This is a genomic window from Streptomyces sp. NPDC005281, from assembly GCF_040607495.1.
In the GTDB taxonomy this organism is placed as follows: domain Bacteria; phylum Actinomycetota; class Actinomycetes; order Streptomycetales; family Streptomycetaceae; genus Streptomyces.
In genome coordinates this window covers 85,995-108,969 of sequence record NZ_JBEXGX010000012.1, presented here as the reverse complement: position 1 = coordinate 108,969, position 22,975 = coordinate 85,995, and the positions used below count along the sequence as shown (strand labels likewise).

General features: G+C 72.7%; 14 protein-coding genes. 9 read left to right on the top strand and 5 right to left on the bottom strand.

The annotated features are described in order from the left end of the window. The first annotated feature begins 51 nt into the window (after positions 1-51). The 8 genes from ABZV42_RS18640 to fxsT all read left to right on the top strand — a co-directional run bounded on the left by ABZV42_RS18640 (position 52) and on the right by fxsT (position 14,088). Positions 52-498: a CU044_2847 family protein gene (locus ABZV42_RS18640; RefSeq protein WP_355981368.1), complete on the top strand. Its 447-nt coding sequence runs from the start codon at positions 52-54 to the stop codon at positions 496-498. Continuing rightward, positions 495-2,618 carry a trypsin-like peptidase domain-containing protein gene (locus tag ABZV42_RS18635; protein ID WP_356052737.1) on the top strand — a complete coding sequence of 708 codons (2,124 nt, stop codon included), beginning with the start codon at positions 495-497 and terminating at the stop codon, positions 2,616-2,618. The genes ABZV42_RS18640 and ABZV42_RS18635 overlap by 4 nt, the downstream gene beginning before the upstream one ends. Positions 2,619-2,775: 157 nt before the next feature. Beyond that, positions 2,776-3,804, top strand: coding sequence for a MoxR family ATPase (locus tag ABZV42_RS18630; protein WP_355981373.1), 1,029 nt, complete (start codon positions 2,776-2,778; stop codon positions 3,802-3,804). Positions 3,805-3,811: 7 nt separating this feature from the next. Then, entirely contained in the window at positions 3,812-7,117 is a 3,306-nt protein-coding gene (locus tag ABZV42_RS18625; protein ID WP_356052735.1) for an SAV_2336 N-terminal domain-related protein, read from the top strand. A gap of 216 nt (positions 7,118-7,333) precedes the next feature. After that, a complete protein-coding gene (fxsA, locus tag ABZV42_RS18620; protein ID WP_356052733.1) occupies positions 7,334-7,729 on the top strand; it encodes an FxSxx-COOH cyclophane-containing RiPP peptide in 396 nt (131 codons plus the stop codon). 423 nt (positions 7,730-8,152) lie between these two features. Beyond that, positions 8,153-9,325, top strand: coding sequence for an FxsB family cyclophane-forming radical SAM/SPASM peptide maturase (locus ABZV42_RS18615; RefSeq protein ID WP_356052840.1), 1,173 nt, complete (start codon positions 8,153-8,155; stop codon positions 9,323-9,325). Continuing rightward, a complete protein-coding gene (locus tag ABZV42_RS18610) occupies positions 9,325-10,803 on the top strand; it encodes an HEXXH motif-containing putative peptide modification protein (RefSeq protein ID WP_355981720.1) in 1,479 nt (492 codons plus the stop codon). The genes ABZV42_RS18615 and ABZV42_RS18610 overlap by 1 nt, the downstream gene beginning before the upstream one ends. A gap of 273 nt (positions 10,804-11,076) precedes the next feature. Next, on the top strand, positions 11,077-14,088 hold the full coding sequence (gene fxsT / locus ABZV42_RS18605; RefSeq protein ID WP_356052731.1) for an FxSxx-COOH system tetratricopeptide repeat protein: 3,012 nt from the start codon (positions 11,077-11,079) through the stop codon (positions 14,086-14,088). Positions 14,089-14,190: 102 nt separating this feature from the next. Here the strand turns inward: fxsT and ABZV42_RS18600 are convergent, their stop codons facing one another. The 4 genes from ABZV42_RS18600 to ABZV42_RS18585 form a co-directional block, all read right to left on the bottom strand. Further along, entirely contained in the window at positions 14,191-17,997 is a 3,807-nt protein-coding gene (locus ABZV42_RS18600; protein WP_355981385.1) for a multifunctional oxoglutarate decarboxylase/oxoglutarate dehydrogenase thiamine pyrophosphate-binding subunit/dihydrolipoyllysine-residue succinyltransferase subunit, read from the bottom strand. Positions 17,998-18,278: 281 nt separating this feature from the next. Then, positions 18,279-19,430: a HAMP domain-containing sensor histidine kinase gene (locus ABZV42_RS18595; RefSeq protein ID WP_355981388.1), complete on the bottom strand. Its 1,152-nt coding sequence runs from the start codon at positions 19,428-19,430 to the stop codon at positions 18,279-18,281. 63 nt (positions 19,431-19,493) lie between these two features. Then, positions 19,494-20,231 (bottom strand): response regulator transcription factor, encoded by a 738-nt coding sequence (locus ABZV42_RS18590; RefSeq protein WP_339131445.1) that lies wholly within the window; start codon positions 20,229-20,231, stop codon positions 19,494-19,496. Positions 20,232-20,344: 113 nt separating this feature from the next. Further along, complete coding sequence (locus ABZV42_RS18585; protein ID WP_355981723.1) at positions 20,345-21,022, bottom strand: spermidine synthase; 678 nt, start codon at positions 21,020-21,022, stop codon at positions 20,345-20,347. A 494-nt stretch (positions 21,023-21,516) separates the two neighbouring features. On the opposite strand from ABZV42_RS18585, the gene ABZV42_RS18580 reads away from it, so the two are divergent. After that, positions 21,517-22,311 (top strand): rhomboid-like protein, encoded by a 795-nt coding sequence (locus tag ABZV42_RS18580; RefSeq protein ID WP_356052729.1) that lies wholly within the window; start codon positions 21,517-21,519, stop codon positions 22,309-22,311. A 267-nt stretch (positions 22,312-22,578) separates the two neighbouring features. Here ABZV42_RS18580 and ABZV42_RS18575 read toward each other — a convergent pair whose 3' ends face one another. Further along, entirely contained in the window at positions 22,579-22,857 is a 279-nt protein-coding gene (locus tag ABZV42_RS18575) for a hypothetical protein (RefSeq protein ID WP_355981393.1), read from the bottom strand. Positions 22,858-22,975 lie beyond the last annotated feature (118 nt).

The following is a 22,975-nucleotide window of genomic DNA, read 5'->3' as shown; positions in this document are numbered from 1 at the left end:
AGCCTGCAAGGTCGGCTCGAACCACGGGGGCGTGGGGGAACGGGGGATGCCATGAGCGACGCGGTGACGCGCATCGCACGGATCGAGATGCCCGACGGAACACCGGTGTGGGCCAGGATCTCGGGCGCGGACGAACTGGAGGATCCCGGCGGCGAGCTGTCGCTGACGGACGTCGGGTTCGCGGAGCGCGTCGAGGCGCAGGTCGAGAGCCTTCAGTCGGTGATCACCGGCGTAGCCCGCTCGCTCGCCGCCCCGCTGCGCGCGGTACGGCCCGACGAGGTCAGCGTCGAGTTCGGCATCGAGCTCACGGCCAAGGCAGGCAAGGTCGTCGGACTGCTCGCGGACGGCGAGGCCAAGGCTGCCATCACGGTGACGCTCACCTGGAACGGCGGTCCGCCCGACCTGGGCGGGGACGGGGCCGCCCCACACGCGGGCGCGCCCTCCGGCGCCCCGGCGCACGGCGGCGCCACCGACCCCTCCGGCGGGGCCGGAGCATGACGGACGGGCACGCCCCGGGCGCACCGGGCGGCCCCGGGAACGCTCACCGTGCGCTGCGTGAACTCGTCATGGCCGCCACCGTGCGCATCCATCGCGCGGACCCCGGGTATGCCCTCGACGAACCCGGCACGTTCCTCGGGAGCGGCTTCTTCATCGCTCCGAACTGGGTTCTGACCTGCGCGCATGTGGTCCGGAGCGGGGAGGGGAACGAGGTGAGGGTGGTGTACGAGAGGGGGCCGGGCCGCGGCACGTCCGCCGTCACCGGCGAGGTCGCCACGGTCCTCCCGGACCGCGCCGGGCTTCCCGCGCGGGGCACCTGGCCGTCCCCCGACCTCGCCCTGGTACGGCTGCGCGAGCCGGTGGACCACGACTGCGCGTACGTGACCGAACGCCCGGCCGGCTACTACGAGGAGTCGGTCGTCCTCTACTCCGGCTGGTCCGTGGTCGGCGGGGAGCTGCGCCGGCTGAGCGGCACCTGTACGGTCCAGGGCACGCTCGGCGGCTGGTCCGACGACGAGCAGATCCGCCTCGGCGGCGACGTGCTGCCGCCCGGCGTCTCGGGCGGGCCGGTCGTCGACCCCGTACGCGGTGAGGTCGTCGGCGTCCTGAAGTCGCGCACCGACCGGGGGCTCGGCGGCACCTGCACGGGCGTGGAGCAGCTGCGGTCCCTGCCGGTGCCGGCCGAGGAGACGGCCGCCGAGCACCACGACCCGTACCACGCCGTCTTCCACGCCCACGACCGCTACCACCGGGACCGGCAGCGCCACCCGGACACCGACCGCAGCACCTGGGCCGACGTCCAGAACCAGCTCGGCGCCCGGCCCGGCCGGGCCCTCAGCCCCGAGGAGCGGACCCAGCTGCTCGGCCGGCTCGCCGATCTGCCGCCGCCGGTCAGCACCCGCGCCCTGCTCGGCCTGCTCGAATCCCTGCTGGGCGACCGGGCGGCGATCCCGCACCCGGCACCGCGCGGCTGGCGGGACGGACTCGGCGCGCTGTACGAGAGCTCGCGCCAGGACGCCGCCCTCGACCTCGTGCTCGACTACGCCATGCGGGCGATGTCCGCGGAACGCCCCTTCGTCACGCCGGGCACCCGGGCCGCCGAACGGGCGCTGTGGGAGTGGGTGCGGCAGACCGCCGAGGGCCGTCCGGGCCCCGCCTACCGGCGCCGTCTCGGCCAGCAGTGGATCGAACGGCTCCAGCTGGCGCCCCGCGTCCCCCCGGTGGCGGAAGCAGAGGCGGCGCATGCCGCCGCGCACGGCGCCGACCGTGCGCCCCGTCTCTTCGTCCTGCTAGAACTGGAGCAGCTCGGCTGGGAGCCGGGCCGCTGCGACTGGCACGTCTCGGTGGGCCGGCCGACCGGGGAGGTGGTGCGGCTGCGCGACGGCGAGCGGACCCCGCTGGAGGAGCTGCCGGCCGTGCTCGCGACGCCCCTGACGGAGGCCTTCCGGCAGTGCGACGAACCCGGAGGGCCCGCCGACCTCCAGGTGGCGCTGCCCCATCTGCTGCTCGGACTCGACGTCGACGCCTGGCGGCTCGGACCCGACGAGGCGCCGCTCGGCGCCCAACGGCCCGTCGTCGTGCGCTGCGCCGACCGGGAACAGCTGCCCGAACCGGCCGACACGGCCGCCCGGGGCGCGAAGCCGCTCCCCGCCGACGAGGAGCAGCACGAGCGGGAGGCCCGCTGGCGGTGGATCCACGCGCACGGCGCCCAGGCCGAAGTCCTCGACTGCGAGGACGGATTGCGGGTACCGGTACCGGCGGCGGAGTCGCTGCGCGGCCTGCCGCACAAGACGGTTCCGGTGCTCTGCCGCTACGGCGACCACCGCTTCGAGGACGACCCGGTCGCCATCGTCCGGATCGTGCACGGCGGATACGGCGTCGCGCTGTGGCGGCGCTGGCGCGGCCAGTCCGACGCGGTCTGCGGAGAGTTCCACCGAAGAGCCGGTGACACGGTGGCGGGCGCGGGCGGCGCGGACCGACTGCCCGGACTGGTGCACGCCCTGCGGGCCGGACTGAGCGAGGGCCGGCCCGAGACCTACTGGGCCCACGGGATCGCCCTGTTCTACGACGATCCGCGCCGCCCCCTGCCCGGAACCGGAGACCTGCTGGAGGCGCCATGACCGCAACGGTGGACCCGCTGTCGCATGATGCCGGGAACAGGCCGAAGTGGGCTGCCGCGAGCCCCTCTTGGGACCTTACGGGGTCACCCGCGGATCGATACGGTGAGGCGACGATCGACGGTTGCCGGGGTGGACGAGTGACGACGAGGACTGGGCAATGACCGATTCCAGCGAGTGGCTCATCTACCGAGGCGCAGGCGAACCCCACGACGGCCTGGACCGGCTTCCGGCCCCGCCGCCTTGGCGCGACTTCGCGTCCCGGCACGCCGCCGGGGCCGACGCGGACGGTTCCGAGGACCGCAGGCTGGGCGCGCACCGGCATCTGGCCGAACTGCACAGGCCCGGCGCCGAGGAACTCGAAATGATCAACGCGGCGCTCTATCTGCGCCGGCCCCTGCTGGTCACCGGCAGCCCCGGCGCGGGCAAGAGCACGCTCGCGCACTCGGTGGCGTACGAACTCGGCCTCGGCAACGTGCTGCGCTGGCCGATCGTCAGCCGGTCCACGCTCCAGGACGGGCTCTACCACTACGACGCGATCGCCCGGCTCCAGGACGTGCAGCTCGCCGCGCCGCACGGAGGCGACCCGGCCGCTCCCGGTGCCCCCGGTTCCGTCGAGGGCATCGGCGGCTACATCCGGCTCGGCCCGCTCGGCACCGCGCTGCTGCCCTCCGAGACCCCGCGGGTGCTGCTCATCGACGAGCTGGACAAGAGCGACATCGACCTGCCCAACGACCTGCTGAACGTCCTGGAGGAGGGCGAGTTCGCGATCCCCGAACTGGAACGCGTCGCCGACCGGCTGCCCGGCGGTGAGGCCGCGGTGCTCACCGCCGACGGCACCAAGGCGCGGGTGCGCGACGGCCGGGTGCGCTGCCGGGCCTTCCCCTTCGTGGTGCTCACCAGCAACGGCGAGCGCGACTTCCCCGCCCCGCTGATGCGCCGCTGCATCCACCTGGAACTGGGCCGCCCCGACCACAAGCGGCTCGCCACCTTCGTACGCGCCCACCTGGGCGACGAGGCGGCGCGGGCCGGGGACGATCTGATCACCCACTTCCTGGAGCGCTCGCGCAGCGAACTCGTCGCCGCCGACCAGCTGTTGAACGCCATCTACCTCACCGACGCCGCGGCCCCGCCCAGCCGCGACCGGCTCGCGGACCTGCTCATCCAGCGACTCGACCGCCCGAGGTGACGCGCTGATGCCCGGCGGCGACCCGATCGCCGAACTCATCGCCCGGATACGGCGGACCGGGCTGGATCCCGATGCCCGGCAACTGGCCGACGCGCTGTGGCTGGCGCGCTGGTCGCGCCCGACGGACCCGGCCGAGAACGGGCCGGGGAGCGTCCCGCCGCCCGGCCGCGGGACGACGGCCGAGGACCCCGCGGCCGTGCGCCCGGACGCGCGGGGAGACGAACGGCCACCGCCCGGCGACGGGCCGGGACCGGCCTGGCGGGACACCGAGACGGACCGGCGCGTCGCGCTGTACCCGTTGCCGCGCGACGGCGCGGCGCGCGGCTACGGGCAGGGCCGGTCGGCGGTGCTGCCGGTCGGCGTACCGGCCGCGCCCGCCTTCCCTTCCCCCCTCGAACTCCAGCGCGCATTACGCCCGTTGCAGGGCTACCGCGCCGCCGCGCCACCCCTGCGCACCGTCCTCGACGAGACCGCGACCGCCGAACGGACCGCCCGCGCCGGCGGGCTGGTCCTCCCGGTGTTCCGCGGGGTGACCCGCGCCGACGCCGCGCTCCAGCTGGTCATGGACGCCTCCTCGTCCATGCGCGTGTGGGACCGCATGTTCGCCGAACTGGAGCAGGTCTTCGGCCGGCTGGGCGCCTTCCGTGACATCCAGGTCAGCCACCTCCACCAGGGCCCGGACGGCGAGTGCGCCGTCAGCCGCAGCCCCGACCCCGGCGTGGCCCCCCTGCACTCCGCCGACCGGCTGAGCGACCCCACCGGCCGCCGCGTCACCCTCCTCGTCAGCGACTGCGCGGGCCCCCTGTGGCACAGCGGCCACGCACACCGGCTCCTGCACCGCCTGTCCCGCCTCGGCCCCGCCGCCGTGCTCCAGCCGCTGCCGCAGCGCATGTGGAACCGCACCCGGCTTCCGGTGTCGTACGGCGAACTGACGCGCGGCGAGGCACTCGCGGGCGCCGCCACCCTGAAGGTCAGGCTGCCCGCGGGCACCCCGCCGGAGGCACACGGCGGCGCGCTCCCGGTGCCCGTCCTGCCGCCCGAGCCCGTCGCGCTCGGCGCCTGGGCGCGACTGCTGTCCGGAGCAGGCGCGGGACCCGTGGCCGGCGCCGTCGGCTGGGTACGCGGACACCACGAGCCCGCCCCGAGCACCCGGCCCGGACGCCGCGTGTCCGGCCTCGAACTGGTCAGCCGCTTCCGCTCCAACGCCTCCAAGACCGCAGGGCGGCTCGCCGGCTATCTCGCCGCCGCCCCGCTCAGCCTCCCCGTCATGCAGCTCGTCCAGCGCACCATGCTCCCCGGCTCCGGGCCGTCCGAACTGGCCGAAGTCCTGCTCAGCGGCCTCGTCTCCCGCACCAGGACCGAGGAGTACGGCGCCGACGGCACCCAGTGGTACGAGTTCGCGCCCGGCGCGCAGGAAGCCCTGCTGTCCCCGCTGGGTCTCGACGAGGCCATGCTGGTGCTCAAGCACTGCTCCGAGTACATCGAGCACCGCTTCGGCAAGGGCGGCCCCAACTTCCCCGCCCTGGCCCTCGCACAGCTCGGCGAGAGCGGCTCGGGACCGCCGTTCTCACCCGGCGCCGGATACCCGGGCGAGAACGGCGACAACGGCGGCGCCACCCTCGTACCCCAGCCCTTCGCCGAGGTCGCGGCACGGGTGCTGGAGCGGTTCATGCCGCTGCCGGAACACTTCGCCGGCTACGCGCCCGCCCGCGGCCCCGACGACCAGGCCGACCGGCGGCCCGCCCACCCCGCGGTGCTCCGGGCCCGCTCGCTGGCCGGCCAGTTCGGCAGCGACCGCATGGTGCAGGACCTCATCGACGCCGTACAACTGCTGCGCGGCGCGACCGAACACGAACCGCTCCCCGGCGCCGACCCGGAACTGTGGGCCGAGTACGCCAACTGCGTACTGCTGCTGTGGGAGGTGCAGGGCGGCGCCGACCTGCTGCGCGAGGCCGAGACCGCCGCCGAACGCGCCGTCGCGCACCCCCGGGCCCTGCGCGAGCGGGCCGTCCTGGCCAGGGTCCTGCACGCCGCCGCCACCGACCGCAGGCGGCGCGGCGACCGGCGCGGCGCCCTCGACCTGCTGCAACGCGCCGACCGCGAGTACGCGGTGGCCTGCGCCGCGCCCGACCTGGACGCCACCGAGGCGCTGCGGCTGACGCTGGAACGGGTACGGGCGCTGGAGGCGCAGTGGCGCCTCGGCGGCGACAGCGCGCTCCTCCAGGGCGCGGTCGGCATGCTGGAGGCGTTCGCCGACGCCTGGCCCGACCCGCGAAGCCGCCCCTCGGAACTCCCGCTCGCCCACGGCCGCGTCCTGCTGCGCCTGTCGGGCGCCACGGCCGACCACGAACAGGCCAAGGTGTACGCCGAACAGGGCGCGCACTCCCTGCGCGCCGCCCTGGAGACCGGCTCCGAGAACGCGGACGCCGAGTCCTCGCGCGTCCGCATCCTCCTCGACCTCGTCGACGCGCTCCTGAGGTCGGGCGGCTCGCTGGACGACGCCCGGGCCCATGTCGACGAGGCGCTCGGCCTGACCCGCGAACAGGGACTGCGCTCCGCCCTGCTGGTGCGCGCCGGACGCATCCACGTCGCCCGGTACGCCGACTCGGGCGACCCACGCGAACTCCAGGACGCCGCAGCCCGGTTCGAGCAGGCCTCCCGCGGAGTGCCCAGGGACGCCCCCGCACACGCGGACGTGCTCGCGGAATGGGGCGAGGCCCTGCTGCGGCACGCCGTGCTCGACAGCGGACGCGCCCCGGGCGAATCCCTGTACCGGGCGATCCGGGTGCTGCGGGACTGCCGTACGGAGACGCCCACGGGCAGTACCGAACTCGGATACCGCCTGCTGCTGCTCGGCCGTGCGCTGATGCTGCGTTACCGCGCCCGCGGCGACCGGGTCGACCTGCGGGAGGCCGAGCACCTCCTCGGCCTCGCGGCCCTGGAGAACGGCCCGCCGCTCACCACAGCCCGCTGCTGGCTGGAGCTCGGACAGGCGCAGTTCGAGGCGTACCAGAGCCTCGGCCGCAAGGCACGGCTCGACGAGGCCATCGACGCCTTCCGGGCCGCGGCCGAGTCGGCCCGCGAGGCCGAGGACGAGGCCGCGACGGAACGCACGCGCCAGGAGGCCGTGGAACTGGCCGCTCGGGCACAGCACTGGCGGGGTATGTCCTACGAAGCGGCGGCGCGCCCGCGTGCCGCGCGCGAGGCCTACCGGGCCGCACGGACCGAGTGGTCCAGGCTGCCGGACGGTGTCGCGAGCACGGGCGAGCCCACGGCCCGGCAGACGGCACAGCGGCTGGCCGAACTGGAGTGAGGAGCGCCCGCCGGCGGCCGCCGGGGCGGAGGCAGGAAAGCGGAGGAAGAAGACATGGGCCGACGCGACGACATACGGAACGGCAGCACACAGGACCGCGACGCACCGGGGAACCGCTCCCAGACCCCGCCTCCGGGTACCGATCCGGACGGGTCACGGACTCCGGGTCCGGAAACCGGCGCGGACCGCTCGCAGACACCGGGTCCGGGGACCGGCGTGGACTGGTCGCAGACTTCGGGGCCGGGGATCGACGCGGACGGCTTGCAGAACCCGGGGCCGGGAATCGACGCGGACAGCTCGCAGACCCTGGGGCCTGGTATCGACGAGGGCCGCTCGCAGACCCATGGTCCCGCACGGGCGCCGGAGTTCGGAGCCGCGTGGTCCGGCCCGGCCATGACACCGACCCCCGCGTCCCCGGCCGGCACACCGGACCCCGTCTCTCTGACCGGCACACCGGACCTCGCGGATCTCCCCGCCCCCGATTTGCTGGACCTCGACCTCGCGCGGTTGCGGACCGTCCAACACCCGGTGTTGGAAGCGGTCTTGGCCGATCTGCGAACTCGTTCCGAGGAGTCGAGCGAGATTCTGTGGGGGTTCAACAACGCTTTCTGAAGCGCGATCCGGCCCCACCGGACCCTGTTTCGTACCGGTGCCGTTCACCGTGCCCTCCGGCCGGGTGCCTTCCGTGGACTCACTTCCGGCCCGCCGTGCGGTTGAACCGGACAACTTCGGACGGCCGGTGTTTGTGGCCGGGGCGGGGCCGGGAATGCCGCCCGGTACGGGCAGGGGGCCGTGGCGCGGTTCGCGGCGTGGGATCGTGCGGCCGTACACCATGGGGGTGCCGGAGTGTCTGCAGAGGCGACCTCCCCGGCACCGGAACCGAACCCCATGACCTCGGCTCCGCACGCCGAACGGCTCGCGTGTGAGGGCCCCGCTTATGAAGGCCCCGCTTATGAAGGCCCCGGTCGGGCAGGCCCCGGTCGGGCAGACCACGCGCGTGTAGCGCCCGATCCGCCTTTTCCCTTCCGGCAGTTCATCGTCAAGATGCACGGCCGCTGCAACCTCGCCTGCCGCTACTGCTACCTCTACGAGGGCCCCGACCGGAGCTGGCGCGAGCGTCCAGCCGCCGCCCCGCCCGGCGTCCTGGAACGCACCGCGACGCGGATCGGCGAACACGCCGCCGCCCACGGCACGAGGGCCCTCTCGCTGGTCCTGCACGGCGGCGAACCGCTGCTGGCCGGAGTGGACACCCTGGCCCGGTTCACCGGCCTCGTGCGCGACCGGGTCCCGGACGACTGCACCGTGCACGCCACCGTCCAGACCAACGCCACCCTGCTCACCGAGCGACGGCTCGCCGTCCTGGCCCGGAACGGCATCCGCGTCGGCATCAGCCTGGACGGCGGCCTGGCCGGGCACAACACGGCGCGCACCGACCACGCCGGCCGCCCGTCCTGGCCCGCCGCCGCGCGCGGCGCACGCCTGATCGCCGAGCGCCGGCCGGAGGCGTACGCCGGGATCCTCACCGTCGTCGACCCCGCGACGGACCCGGTCGAGCTGTACGAGTCACTGCTCGCGCTCCGGCCACCGGCCCTCGACCTGCTCCTCCCGCACGGCAACTGGTCCGCGCGGCCACCGCACCGGGAGGGCCCGGGAACTCCCTACGGCGACTGGCTGTGCGCCGTCTTCGACCGCTGGTGGCGGGCCGGGCGACGTGAGACGCGGGTGCGGCTCTTCGAGGAGTGCGTCGCCCTGCTCCTCGGGCTGCCCGCCGCCACCGAGTCCCTCGGCCTCGCACCCTTCGACGCCGTCGTCGTCGAGACGGACGGCTCCATCGAGCAGGTCGACTCCCTCAAGTCCTGTTACGAGGGGGCGGCCAGGACCGGCCTCGACGTCTTCCGGAACAGTTTCGACCAGGCCCTGAGCCACCCCGGCGTCGCGGCACGCCAGGCGGGCGCCGCCTCGCTGGCCGCGTGCTGCCGGGCCTGCCCCCTCCTCGCCGTGTGCGGCGGCGGACACTACGCGCATCGATACCGGGCCGGACACGGCTTCGCCAACCCGTCCGTGTACTGCGCCGACCTCCAGCGCTTCATCCGCCATGTCGCGCGAAGGCTCACGGAGGCCGTCCCCGCCGTTCCGGCCGACCCCGTCGCCCCCGCCGTACCGGTCGACCCGGCCGTCCCCGCCGCCTCCGAGGGAGATGTCCCGTGATCCTGCCGGCGGTCCCGGAACGGGTCGTGGACGAACTCGGCCGCACCGAAGGCGGCCCCGAGACCCTCGGGCTCCTCGTCCGCGACCAGCACACCCGACGGCTGCTCCTGCTCCGCGCGGTCCTCGACGCCGCCGAGTCGGCCGCCCCTGACGCCTGCCCCGCCGGCGCGCTGACCCGGCTGCGCGAGGACTGGTCCCTCCTGGAGGAGGCCGAACGACTGGAGCGGCACGGGCCCGTCGGCCTCCTGCCGGTGTCCGAGGCGGACGAGGCCCCCGGGAACCGGCCTTCACCGTCCCCTGTCCGGGCCCTTCTTCTCCACCCGTTCATCGGCCCCTGGGCCAGGGACGCCCTGCGCGCGCTCGGGTCCGGAGCGGGCCACTCTCCCGGCCGGGACACCCGTGAACAGGCCCGTGCGCTGGCGCACTTCGGGGCGCTCGCCGCCGTCGCCGCCGCCCGCGCCGGGGTGCCCTACAGGGTACGGCTGACGGCCCACGGCGGCGTGCTGGCGCTGCCCTCGCTCGGCGCGCTGCGCACCGGCGGCTCCGCTTCGCCGGAGGCGGAGGTGACCGTCGTGCACCGGCGCGGGCGCCTGACGCTCCGGCGGCCCGGCGAGGCCGACGTGGCCGTCCACCTCCAGAGCGGCGCCGGTGCCTGGTCGGAGTCGGCGGCCTGGACGTCCGCGTACACGCTGCCAGGTCTGGTGCCGGGCTCCGCCCCCGTGCCGCTCGACGACCTCGACCCGTACCGGACCGCCCGCCGCGGACCCCGTCCCGGGACCCTGAGCGGCCCGGCGTGCCTGGACGAAGCCGACCGCAAGCACTGGCTGCACACCTGGTCGGGCACCGCCGCGGCGCTCGGGGCGGGAGGCGAACACCGGCTCGCGGAAGCGGTGACCCTGCTGCGCTGTCTGGTCCCGCTGGCCGCCCCGCCCGGCTCGGCCGGCGGGGCGGGCGGCAGTTGCAGCGGCACCCGGCGCGAGGCCTTCGGCGCCGTCCTCAGCAGCGCGCCGGCGACGGCGACCGCGTTCGCGGCCACCCTCGTCCACGAGATCCAGCACACCAAACTCGCCGCGCTCAGCGACATGATGACGCTCCATCACGCGACTCCGGCAGCACGGCACTTCGCACCCTGGCGTCCCGATCCGCGCCCGTACGACGGTCTGTTGCAGGGTGCCTACTCCCACCTCGCGCTGGCGGACTTCTTCCAGCGCAGCGCGCTCGCCGCCACCCTTCCCACCCGCCGGGACGCCGCCTGGGAGCGGCACGCGCGGTATCAGGCACAGGTCGGCGCCGTCCTGCCCGCGCTCGTCGGATCGGGTGATCTCACCGTGCGGGGACGCCGGTTCGTCGACCGCATGGTCGAGGTGTACGAACGCCTCGCCGAGCAGCCGCCGCCGCGCGGACACGCGGCGCGCGCCGCGGCGTACGTACAGGCCGCTCGTACGCTGTGGAACCGGCGCCACGCGCCGGGCGAATGAACCGCGCACCCCAAGGGGGGCGTGGCGCATGCCGATCGGGTCGGGCCGGGCTCGCGGCACGCGCCCCGCGCGCCCTTCGAACGCGCCATGCTCCGTCCCGATTGAGCCATCCTCGCCGAAAGCCGTGGGTTCCCGGACGCGAGCCGGACCGTGCGCCAAGATCGTCGCTGAACACCTTTGAGAAGGAACCGTGGAGCAAGCGACTGGTGTGCGTCGGCGCCCTTTCGCCGACCCTCGCGGCGGTTCTAAAATCACGCGCGGGGAGGCCGCTGCATGTCTGGAGCTCGTACGCCGGTCGGGCCAGCCGAGAGGGGGTCCGCGAAGCAGACCGTCACCATCAGCTTCGCCGGTTTCAACCGGGCCTGGGCGGCCTGGATCGGGGACCGTCTGGAGCGGCGTGGACACCGGGTGGTGTACCAGCGCTGGGACTCCCCGGCCGAGGTGCCCCTCGTCGACCTGCTGCGCGACCTGACCCTGGCCAAGGGCCGCATCCTGATCGTCGTCAGCGAGTGGTACTTCCAGCTCGGACCGCGCACCCACGAGGAGTGGAACGCCGCGCTGCGCGAGGTCGTCGCGCCCGACCCGTCCCGCTTCGCGGCCGTCTCCGTCACCAACAGCACGGTGCCGACGGCCACCACCGTGCTCGGCGCGGTCGACCTGAACAACATGGGCGCCGACGAAGCCGAGCGGCGCGTCCTGGAGCGTCTCGACCTGCCCGCCGATCCCCTCCCCGAGTCCGCCGAGGGCGCCCGGCGCGGGCCCCGCTTCCCGGCCGCCATGCCCGAGGTCTGGGGCGGTGTGCCGCGCCGCAACACCCGCTTCACCGGACGCGAGCCGCTCCTGAACGACGCCTACCACCTGCTCCAGGGCGCCGAGGCGGGCGCGGGCGTCGTCACCCTGCACGGCATGTCCGGCGTCGGCAAGACCCAGCTCGCGGCCGAGTACGTCTACCGGTTCGGCTCCGAGTACGACGTCGTGTGGTGGGTCAACGCCGAGAAGCGGGTCACCTACCGGCGCCGACTGGCCGAGCTGGCACCGCAGTTGGGACTGTCGACGGGAGCCGAGTACGGCGAACGGCTACGTGCCGTACGCGACTCGCTGCGCCGGGGCGACCCGTACTCCCGCTGGCTGCTGATCCTGGACGGCGCCGACGAGCCCGACCAGATCTACGACCTCGTCCCCACCGGGCCCGGCCACGTCCTGATCACCTCGCGCAACCCCGAGTGGAGCGAGCACAACAGCAGGCTGCTGGAGGTGCCGGTCTACGCTCGCGACGAGTCCGTCGCCTTCATCCGGCGCCGCGCGCCCCGCCTGACCGAACCCGAGGCCGACCAACTCGCGGACGCACTGGAAGACCTGCCCCTCCTGCTGGACCAGACGGCCGGCTGGCTCAACGACTCGGACCTGTCCGTCCAGGAGTACATCGCCCTCCTGGACGGCGGCATCGACCAGGACGTCGTCAAGATCTCCGCGGACTTCCCGGTCGCCTTCCAGACCGCCTGGTCGATACTGCTGAACAAACTCCGCGACACCGTCCCGGAGTCCGTCGACCTGCTCCGCCTGTGCACCTTCTTCGCGCCGGGCTTCATCCCCGTACGCCTCCTCAAGGAGATGCCGCACGATCAGCTGCCGGAACAGATCGCGGGTCTGCTCAACGACCCGCTGCTGTGGAACAAGGCGATCAACCAGCTCCGCCAGTACTCCGTCGTCCGCCTGGAGTCCCACGAGGCGGCCGGCGACGAGGCGGCGTCCTCCGGCGAGTCGCTGTATCTGCACCGCATGGTCCACCAGATCGTCCACAAGGACATGCCCGACGAGGACCGACGCGAGTTCATCGACGTGGTCCGGCGGGCCCTGGCCGCGGCGGACCCCAGGCGCCCCACGGACACCAGGCTGTGGCCCGGCTACGCGGAGATCGTCCCGCATCTGAAGTACGCCGACGTCCTTCAGAGCAAGGACTCGGCGGTACAGATGCTGGTCTTCAACTGCCTTCGCTACATGTACATTTCGGGCGAGTACAAGTCGGGCATCAGGCTCGGTGAGCGCGCCATGGAGGCCTGGCGGCCCCTGCTGGGCGAGAACCACCCACGCGTCTGGGAGCTGACTCACCACTACGCCAACCTGCTGCGCGCCGTCGGCGACTACCAGCACACCGAGGCCATCGAACGCGCCGCCGTCGAGCACCTGCGCGAGGAACGCGGCTCCCAGGACCTGGAACACCTTCGCGCCGCGACCGGCCTCGCCGCCGACCTGCGCGGCCTCGCCCGCTACGACGAGGCCCTGGAACTCTCCCAGTGGGTCTTCACGGCCTACAGCGACCTCCTGGGCGACGCCGACTCCCGCACCCTGGGCGCCCAGAACAACCTGGCGGTGTCCCTGCGTCTGCTCGGCCGCTTCGACGAAGCCCTGGAGATCGACCGGCGCACCATGGAGTCACGCAGGCTGCTGCTGCGCGGCCGGCACCCGTGGACCCTCTCCTCCCAGATCCACTACGCGGTCGATCTGCGCTACCTGGGGCGGTACACCGAGGCCGAGTCCGTCCAGACGGAGAGCGTGCGCGAACACCGCATCGTCATGGGGCCCGACAACCCGCAGACCCTGGACGCCGAACACAACCTGGCCCTGTGCCAGTACCGCAGCGGCGACCGCCGGGCCGCGGGGGCACTGTTCGCCCGCGTGCTGGAGCGCTGCGAGCGCGTGCTGGGCGAGACCCACCCGCAGACCCTGCGGTTCGCCGCCAACACGAGCTGCTTCGTGCGCGAGCACGGCGACATCGACCAGGCGAGGGAGATCGGCGAGTCCGTCGTCGCCCGCTACGAGGTGATGCTCGCCGAGGGGCACCCCTACATCGCCGGTGTCCGCGCCAACCACGCACTGGTCCTGCGGAGCGTCGGCGAACGCGATCACGCGCATGCCGTCATCGACGAGGCACTGGCCGACATGACCGTGGCGGTCGGCGAGAACCACCCCTGGACGCTCGGCTGCGCCATCAACGCCGCCGCCCTGCGCAACCTCATCGGCGACCCCGAGTCGGCCGCCGCGCTCACCCAGGACACGGTCGCCCGTGCCACCGAGGTCCTCGGCCGTACCCATCCGCTGACACTCTCGGCCCGCATCGCCCTCGCGGCCGACCTGCGCGGCCTGCGGGACCGCCCGCAGGCGGAGAAGGTCGAACAGGCGGCCCTCGACGACCTGGCCGCCACCCTGGGTGCCCAGCACGTCCACACCATCTCCGCCCGCTCCCGCAACCGGCCCTTCTGGGACTTCGAACCCCAGGAGACGTGAGGCCGGTGCCGGGGCCACCGGCACCGCCCGGGACACCGAGGGGCCCGGCCCCGAGTTCGGATGAACTCGGAGCCGGGCCCCTCGTACTGCCGTGCCGGAGGCCTACGCCTCGAACACCTCACGCACCAGCTGATCCTGCTCCGCCTGGTGCCGCTTCGCAGAACCGACGGCGGGGGAGGAGGAGTGCGGACGCGAGATGCGGCGCAGGCGCTCGGCGCCCGGGACGTCCGCGCCGACCGCCAGGTCCAGGTGGTCGATCAGGTTGAGCGCGATGAACGGCCAGGCACCCTGGTTCGCCGGCTCCTCCTGGGCCCACAGGTACTTCTCGGCGTTCGGGTACTTGGCGATCTCGGCCTGGAGCTCGGCACCCGGCAGCGGGTACAGGCGCTCGATGCGGATGATCGCCGTGTCCGTGGAGCCGCGCTTCTTCCGCTCGGCCTCCAGGTCGTAGTACAGCTTGCCGGCGCAGAACACGACCTTGCGCACGGCGGCCGCCTCGACCGAGTCGTCACCGATGACCGGGCGGAACTGACCCGACGTGAACTCCTCCGCCTTCGACGCGGCGGCCTTCAGGCGCAGCATCGACTTCGGGGTGAAGACCACCAGCGGCTTGTGGTGCGGGTTGTGCACCTGCCACCGCAGGAGGTGGAAGTAGTTCGCCGGGGACGTCGGCTGGGCGACCGTCATGTTGTTCTGGGCGCACAGCTGGAGGAAGCGCTCGATACGGGCCGAGGAGTGGTCCGGGCCCTGTCCCTCGTAGCCGTGCGGCAGCAGCAGGGTGACGCCGGACGTCTGGCCCCACTTCTGCTCGGCGGCCGAGATGTACTCGTCGACGACCGTCTGCGCGCCGTTGACGAAGTCACCGAACTGCGCCTCCCACATCACCAGCGCGTCCGGACGGGCCAGCGAGTAGCCGTACTCGAAGCCCATGACCGCGTACTCGGAGAGCAGCGAGTCGTAGACGTTCAGGCGGGCCTGGTCGTCCGAGAGGTACTGGAGCGGGGTGTAGTCCTCGCCCGTGACCCGGTCGATCAGCACCGCGTGGCGCGTACCGAAGGTGCCGCGGCGCGAGTCCTGGCCGGACAGCCGGACCGGCGTGCCCTCCAGGAGCAGCGAACCGATGGCGAGGGTCTCGCCCATGCCCCAGTCGATCGTGCCGTCCTCGATCATCGCCGCGCGGCGCTGGAGCTGCGGGAGCAGCCGCGGGTGCACGGTGACGTTGTCGGGGATGTTGACCTGGGACTCGGCGATCCGCTTGACGATCTCCTGGGAGACCGCGGTGGCCACGGCGACCGGGAACTCGGCCTGGACGTCCGGGACATGAGCCTCGGGTGCCTGCGCGACGGCCTCGCGGACCTCGGTGAAGACCTTCTCCAGCTGGCCCTGGAAGTCCTGAAGCGCCTGCTCGGCCTCTTCGAGGGTGATGTCGCCGCGGCCGATCAGGGACTCGGTGTAGAGCTTGCGCACCGAGCGCTTCTTGTCGATCAGGTCGTACATCAGCGGCTGCGTGAACGCCGGGTTGTCGGACTCGTTGTGTCCGCGGCGGCGGTAGCAGATGAGGTCGATCACGACGTCCTTGTTGAACGCCTGACGGAACTCGAACGCGAGCCGTGCGACACGGACGACGGCCTCGGGGTCGTCGCCGTTCACGTGGAAGATCGGCGCCTCGATCATGCGGGCCACGTCGGTGGCGTACATGGAGGAGCGCGACGACTCCGGGGCGGCGGTGAAGCCGACCTGGTTGTTGATGACGATGTGGACCGTGCCGCCCGTGCGGTAGCCGCGCAGCTGCGACATGTTGAGCGTCTCGGCGACCACACCCTGGCCGGCGAAGGCCGCGTCACCGTGCAGGGCGACGGGCAGGACCGTGAAGTCCGTGCCGCCCTTGTTGATGATGTCCTGGCGGGCGCGGACGATGCCCTCGATGATCGGGTCGACCGTCTCCAGGTGGGACGGGTTGGCGGCCAGCGAGACCTTGATCTGCTCGCCGTCCAGGCCGGTGAAGGTGCCCTGGGCGCCCAGGTGGTACTTCACGTCGCCGGAGCCGTGCATCGACTTCGGGTCGAGGTTGCCCTCGAACTCGCGGAAGATCTGCGCGTACGACTTGCCGACGATGTTCGCGAGGACGTTCAGCCGGCCGCGGTGGGCCATGCCGATGACGACCTCGTCCAGGCGGGACTCCGCGGCGCTGTCGATGACGGCGTCGAGGAGCGGGATGACGGACTCGCCGCCCTCCAGCGAGAAGCGCTTCTGGCCGACGTACTTCGTCTGCAGGAAGGTCTCGAACGCCTCGGCGGAGTTCAGACGGCGCAGGATGCGCAGCTGCTCCTCGCGCTCCGGCTTGGTGTGCGGGCGCTCGATGCGGTCCTGGATCCACTTGCGCTGCTTCGGGTCCTGGATGTGCATGAACTCGATGCCGGTGGTGCGGCAGTACGAGTCGCGCAGCACGCCGAGGATGTCGCGCAGCTTCATCAGGGACTTGCCGGAGAAGCCGCCGACCGCGAACTCGCGCTCCAGGTCCCACAGGGTGAGACCGTGCTCGGTGATGTCCAGGTCGGGGTGCTTGCGCTGCTTGTACTCCAGCGGGTCGGTGTCGGCCATGACGTGGCCGCGGACCCGGTAGGAGTGGATCAGCTCGAAGACGCGGGCGGCCTTGGTGACGTCGTCGTCGTGGCTGGCGTCGATGTCCTTGAGCCAGCGGACCGGCTCGTAGGGAATCCGCAGCGACTCGAAGATCTCGTCGTAGAAGCCGGTCTCGCCGAGCAGGTGGTTCGCGACGACGCGCAGGAACTCGCCGGAGGCGGCGCCCTGGATGACCCGGTGGTCGTAGGTCGACGTGAGCGTCATGACCTTCGCGATGCCGAGCTTGTTCAGGGTGTCCTGGGAGGTGCCCTGGAACTCCGCGGGGTAGTCCATCGAGCCGACGCCCATGATGACCGACTGTCCGGGCATCAGACGCGGGACCGAGTGGACGGTGCCGAGGCCGCCGGGGTTGGTCAGCGAGACCGTGACGCCGGTGAAGTCGTCCATCGTCAGCTTGCCGTCACGGGCCCGGCGGACGATGTCCTCGTAGGCCTGCCAGAACTCGAAGAAGTTCAGCGTCTCGGCCTTCTTGATGCCCGCGACGACCAGCTGGCGGTCGCCGTTCGGCTTCACCAGGTCGATGGCGAGGCCGAAGTTGACGTGCGCGGGCTTGACGAGGGTGGGCTTCCCGTCCTTCTCCACGAAGTGCCAGTTCATCGACGGCATGGCCTTGATGGCCTGCACCATCGCGTACCCGATGAGGTGGGTGAAGGAGATCTTCCCGCCCCGGGCGCGCTTCAGGTGGTTGTTGATGACGATGCGGTTGTCGAAGAGCAGCTTCACCGGGACCGCGCGCACGGACGTGGCCGTGGGCAGCTCCAGGGAGGCGTTCATGTTCTTCGCGACGGCACCGGCGGGACCGCGCAGGGTCACGTACTCGGGGCCCTCGGGCGCCTCGGCGGCCGGCGCGACCGGAGCGGCCTTCGGCTTCGCGGCGGCCGGAGCGGCAGCGACGGGAGCCGGGGCGGCGGCAGCGGGCTTCGGAGCCGCGGGAGCGGCGGCCGGAGCGGGCGCGGGCGCGGCCGGGGCCTGGGGAGGAGCCTGGCGCGCCGCCGGCGGCACGGGTGCGGCCGGCGCGGACGTAGTGGTGGTCCCTGCGGCCCCCGCGGCCGCAGTACCCGCCGGAGCCGAGGCGGCGGGCGCCCCGGGCTTGTAATCGGCGAAGAAGTCCCACCAGGCGCGGTCTACCGAATTCGGGTCCTGGAGGTACTGCTGATAGATCTCGTCGACGAGCCACTCGTTGGCACCGAAGGCGGCCGCGGGGTTCTTCCCGGCGGCTTGGTCATCGGTCGAGATACTCGAGTTACTGGGGGACTGTGGCGACACGGCGCTAACCGCCCTCTTCCGCTTCGCAAGGTGATGGACAGCGGGAATAAAGGCTACGCCTCCCTGGCCGGGAAGGTCAGGCCGGGCCCGTCCAACGTCGCGTAAGTCACATCGGAATCGGTGTTTCGCCCATGGAAATGGCGGGAAACAAGCGGGGTTCCGCTTCGGGATGGGTACGTCGACCCGGGGTCGCGGCATACCTCACGCGGCCCTGTGCCTGATCACACGTGTACGCCGGCGGCGACAGCGGTGGATCTTGCGGCTCCGGTTCGAACTTTACGTCAACTTGGCAGTGAGGGGAGGCCCGGAAGGATGACCTGGATCCGGCAGCCCCGCTGAGATTCGGCCACACCGATGCGTCCGCCGTGCAGATCCACCGCCCAGCGGGCGATCGCGAGCCCGAGGCCCGTACCGCCGTCGCTGCCCGGACCGTGCGGCGCGGCCACCCCGCCGCGGTTGAACCGCTCGAAGACACGGTGCCACTCCGACTTCGGAATGCCGGGCCCCTCGTCCAGGACCTCCAGGGCCAGTGACTCCGGGTGGTCGCCCTGCCGGGCCCGCACCGTCACCCGGCCGTGCGGCGGGCTGTGCTTGACCGCGTTGTCGATGAGATTCGCCACGACCTGGTGGATCCGCTCCGGGTCCGCGTGCGCGGTCAGCTCCGGCGGGGACACGTCGAGGTGCAGATGGACGTCCGTGCGGGTGTGGCCGCCGCCGGAGCCCGAGGCGAGGTCCGCGCGCGCGGAGGCGACCATGTTGGCCTCCTTCAGCACCCCGGACAGATAGGGCCACACCTCGAAGCGCCGCCTGCGCAGCGGTACGACGCCGTTGTCCAGCCGGGACAGGTCGAGAAGGGTCTCCACCAGCCGGCCGAGGCGCTCCGTCTGTTTCAGCGCGGTGCGCATCGTCTCGGGATCGGCGGCCGAGACACCGTCCACGACGTTCTCCAGGACCGCGCGCAGACCCGCGATGGGGGTGCGCAGCTCGTGCGAGACATTCGCCACGAGCTCCTTGCGCTGACGGTTCTGGGCCTCCAGCTCGTCGGCCATGAGGTTGATCGTCTGGGCCAGGTCGCCCAGCTCGTCCCGCCGGTCGTCCCGCACCCTGCGGGTGTAGTCGCCGTGCCAGATCGAGCGGGCCACCGCGTTCATCTCGTCCAGCGGCGCGGTGAGCGAGTGCGCCACGAACTGGGTGATCAGCAGGGTGGCGATCATCGAGAAGACCGTGATGAAGCGGAGCTCCGTCTTGGTGTGCACCGCGATCATCGACAGACCGGTCGTGATGAGCACGGAGATGACGACCAGCGCGCCCAGCTTGGTCTTGATCGAGAAGGGCCGCACCTCGCCCCAGGAGCCCGAGCTCCGGCGCTCCGTGGACGCGCGCTCGCGCCCCCGCTCGCCGGGCCCGCGTTCCCGTTCTGTGAATCCGCTCATCACATCAGCCCCTCACACGGATACCGGTCTCCCGGGTCCCGACGTCTCCTGCGAAGGCCCGGCTCAGGGAGTCGGGGTCTCCAGCGCGTAGCCGACACCGTGCACCGTACGGATCCGCTCGGCACCGATCTTGCGGCGCAGCGCCTTGATGTGGCTGTCCACGGTCCGGGTACCGGAGGCGTCCGCCCAGTCCCACACCTCGGCGAGCAACTGCTCGCGCGAGAGTACGGCACGCGGGGTGTTCGCCAGGCAGACGAGGAGGTCGAACTCGGTCGGCGTGAGGTGAACGTCCTCGCTGCGGACCCGCACCCGGCGCTGCGCGTGGTCCACCTCCAGCTCGCCGAGCCGCAGGATGCCGCTGCGCGGGGTGGAGGCCGCGACGACCGCGCGCTCGACCCTGCGGAGCAGGACGTGCACCCGGGCGGCCAGCTCGCGCATCGAGAACGGCTTGGTCATGTAGTCGTCGGCGCCGACCCCGAGCCCGACCAGCATGTCGGTCTCGTCGTCGCGCGCGGTGAGCATCAGCACCGGCACCGGGCGGGCGGCCTGCACACGACGGCAGACCTCCAGACCGTCGAAGCCGGGCAGCATGATGTCGAGGATCAGCAGATCGGGCTGCCAAGCCTCGGCGGTGTCGACGGCGGCAGGGCCGTCGCCCGCGGTTTGCACGAGGAATCCCTCGGCTCGCAGACGGGCCGCGATGGCGTCGACGATCGTGGGGTCGTCCTCGACGACCAAAACCCGGCGCTGAGCGCCCGGAGTCGCCGCCGTGCCGTTCTGGGAGGTGTGTGTCTGCTCCATCGCCCGCCCCTGAAGTGTGCTTTCCGGAATCCGTGGGGTGATCCCATGACTGCGCTTGACGCTTGAATGATCCGCGTCAGGCAAGCAGGGTACGGGCAGTGGGTGCGCCTCGGCTATCCAGGTCTTACCGCGAGATGCACCACGTCGGGAACGCCCCGGGCAACGGGGACCACTTCGGTGCGAACCTGCCGGAATCCGGCATTCCGCAAGGTTCCTTCAAATTCCGGAGAGGGCTGCGCCGACCATACGGCCAGGACGCCGCCGGGCCTCAACGCCCTTGCGCAGCTTGCCAGTCCGGACCCTTCGTACAGTCCCGCGTTGCCTTCGGTGACCATCCAGCCGGGCCCGTTGTCGATGTCGAGACACAGGGCGTCGAACGTGTCGGAGATCTCATTGACGTAATCGAGGAGATCCCTCTCGACGATGTCGGTACGCGGATCGGCGAGAGCCCGGGCCGAGAGCGCGGCGAGGGGGCCGTTCCGGTGCCAGTCGATGATCGCCCGTTCGCGCTCGACAACTGTGACGCGCCCCCAGCGGTGATCGGCCGCGGCGTGCGCCAGCGAGAACCCGACGCCGAGTCCGCCGATCAGCACACTCGGCTCCGGGCGCCCGTCGAGGGCGTCGTACGCCGCGTCCATGAGCAGCCGCTCGGAACGTCCGTCGGAGGTGTCCATCAGGAAGCATCCGTTGGCGATGATCTGGAGCAGGGCGCCGTGGCGCCGTAGTACGACCTCGCCGTACGGGCCCTGGCGGCGGTCGATGACCTCGGGAGTCTCGTACGAGGCAGTCATGGCCGCCATCCTGGCATTTTCACCTGTACGGGTCGCGCGAATTGCCGGGGACGGCCCCGCGGCCCGGGTCCCGGGCGGGTTCGGGGGCCCGGGGGTGACGGCGGGCCCTGCCGGGTTGACGCGCCGTCGGGCCGGAAGCCCCGGTGCGGCCCTGGGCGTCCCGTCCCCTTTGTTGAGGAGTTGCTGAGAATCCTCGCGTGCGTGGCGCCGGTCATAGACAGCGGCGGAGGGGAATGCGAAGGGTGGGACGCGACGGAAGGAGCGCTGTGGATCTGAGTATCACCGACCGGACCGACACACTCCCCGGCGACGCCTCCCCACCCCCCGACAACCCGGCCACACCCGCTGCCTCGGGCTCCGCCGCCCGCGTTGCCGGGTCCGCCGACGGCGCTTCCGCTTCCACCGGCGTTGCCTCGGCATCCTCCGGCGGCCCCTTCTTGCCCTCCGGCAGCGAATCGGCGCCGGGTGCGTCTCCTTCGGACGGTCTCCCCGCGGTGCCTCAGCAGTGGGGCGGTTCCGCGTCGGTGGGTGCTCCAGGGCCGGAGGTCACGGTCGCCGGCACCGGCCCGTCCGCCGAACGGGCCCGCGGAACCGGTCCATGTCCCGGTGCGGACGCGTCCGGCCGGCTGGGCGTGTTCCGGGTGCTGCGGCTCGTACCCACCCCGCTGGGTACGCCCTTCACCTTCGGATACGCGGCCGTCCTCGCCGTCACCTCGTACCTGGCCGACCACGCGCACCCCGCGTTCGTCCGCGCCCTGCACCAGGCGTCCAGTACGGACGTCGCCCACCTCGTACGGCATCCCGTGCTGGTGCTGATCGCGAGCGCGCTGTGGATCGTCGGCGGGATCACGTCGCCCTACGCCGCAGGCTTCCTGCTCGTGCTGACCGCGCTGGAGCGCCGCACCGGCACCGCGTGTGCCGCCGGCGTCTTCCTGCTCGGGCATGTGGTGGCCACACTCGTCACGGAAGTGCCGGTCGGTGCGGCGGTGCTGACGGGCGTCCTGCCGGTCGGCGCCATGCACCGGCTCGACTACGGCATCAGCTTCGGCGTCGCCGCGAGCGTCGGTTCGCTCGCGGGGCTCCTCTCGCCCTGGCTGCGCCGGCCGCTGCTGATCGCCTTCGGCTCGGTCCTGGTCCAGGACCTGATCCTCCTGGACGACCCGGTGACGGACATGGGACACCTCATCGCGCTGGCGATCGGCGTCGCGACCTGGCCGCTCGTACGGCGACAGCACCGGCACCGGCACCCGCACGGACATCACCTCACCGGACCGGTCGCGCGCGTCTGAGGCGTGGCCGGATCAGTGCTGCCCGGATCGGCCCCCGCCCAGGCGTCCTCCCCCGGCGAGGGCGCGCCGGGGGGCGGGGAGCGGCCCGGTTGAGCCGTCCGGGTGGCGGCCGAGGCGCTCGGCCGGGAAACGCGTCCCCCGGTACGGGTCCACATCCGGTACGGAACCGCGCCCGGTGCGGCGCTCGCGTGCGTGATCCAGGCGGGCCGCCGGGCGTACGACCGGCCCCCGGGACGGAGCCGGGGGTGGAAGCCGTCTCCCGGGGATCTAGAGGGTGGGCGAGCGGTACTGGGCGTCGGGCGCGGACTGCCATGCCTGAAGGCCCGCGAGGGAGGCCTCCTTCGCCCGCCGCCACTGCTGGACCGCCTGCTGGGACGGGGGCACGTCCATGGCTCGGACCATACGCCGGCCCGCGGCGAGCAGGGCGCCCGCCGCGATGACCATGCCGGTGCAGGCCACCACGGTGCCGGCCACGGTGAGCACGGCCCCGGCGGTGACGAGCCGGGTGTCGATGTCGATCTTGCGCTGGGGGAGGTGATGGTTCATGAACCCACCATCGGAGCCCGGAGGCCGGCCCGCATCCCGGGCACCCCGAATCCCGGCGGCCGGGACGCCCGCGCCGGGATCGCAAAGCGATCGCTCACAGCGAACAACCCCTGGGGAA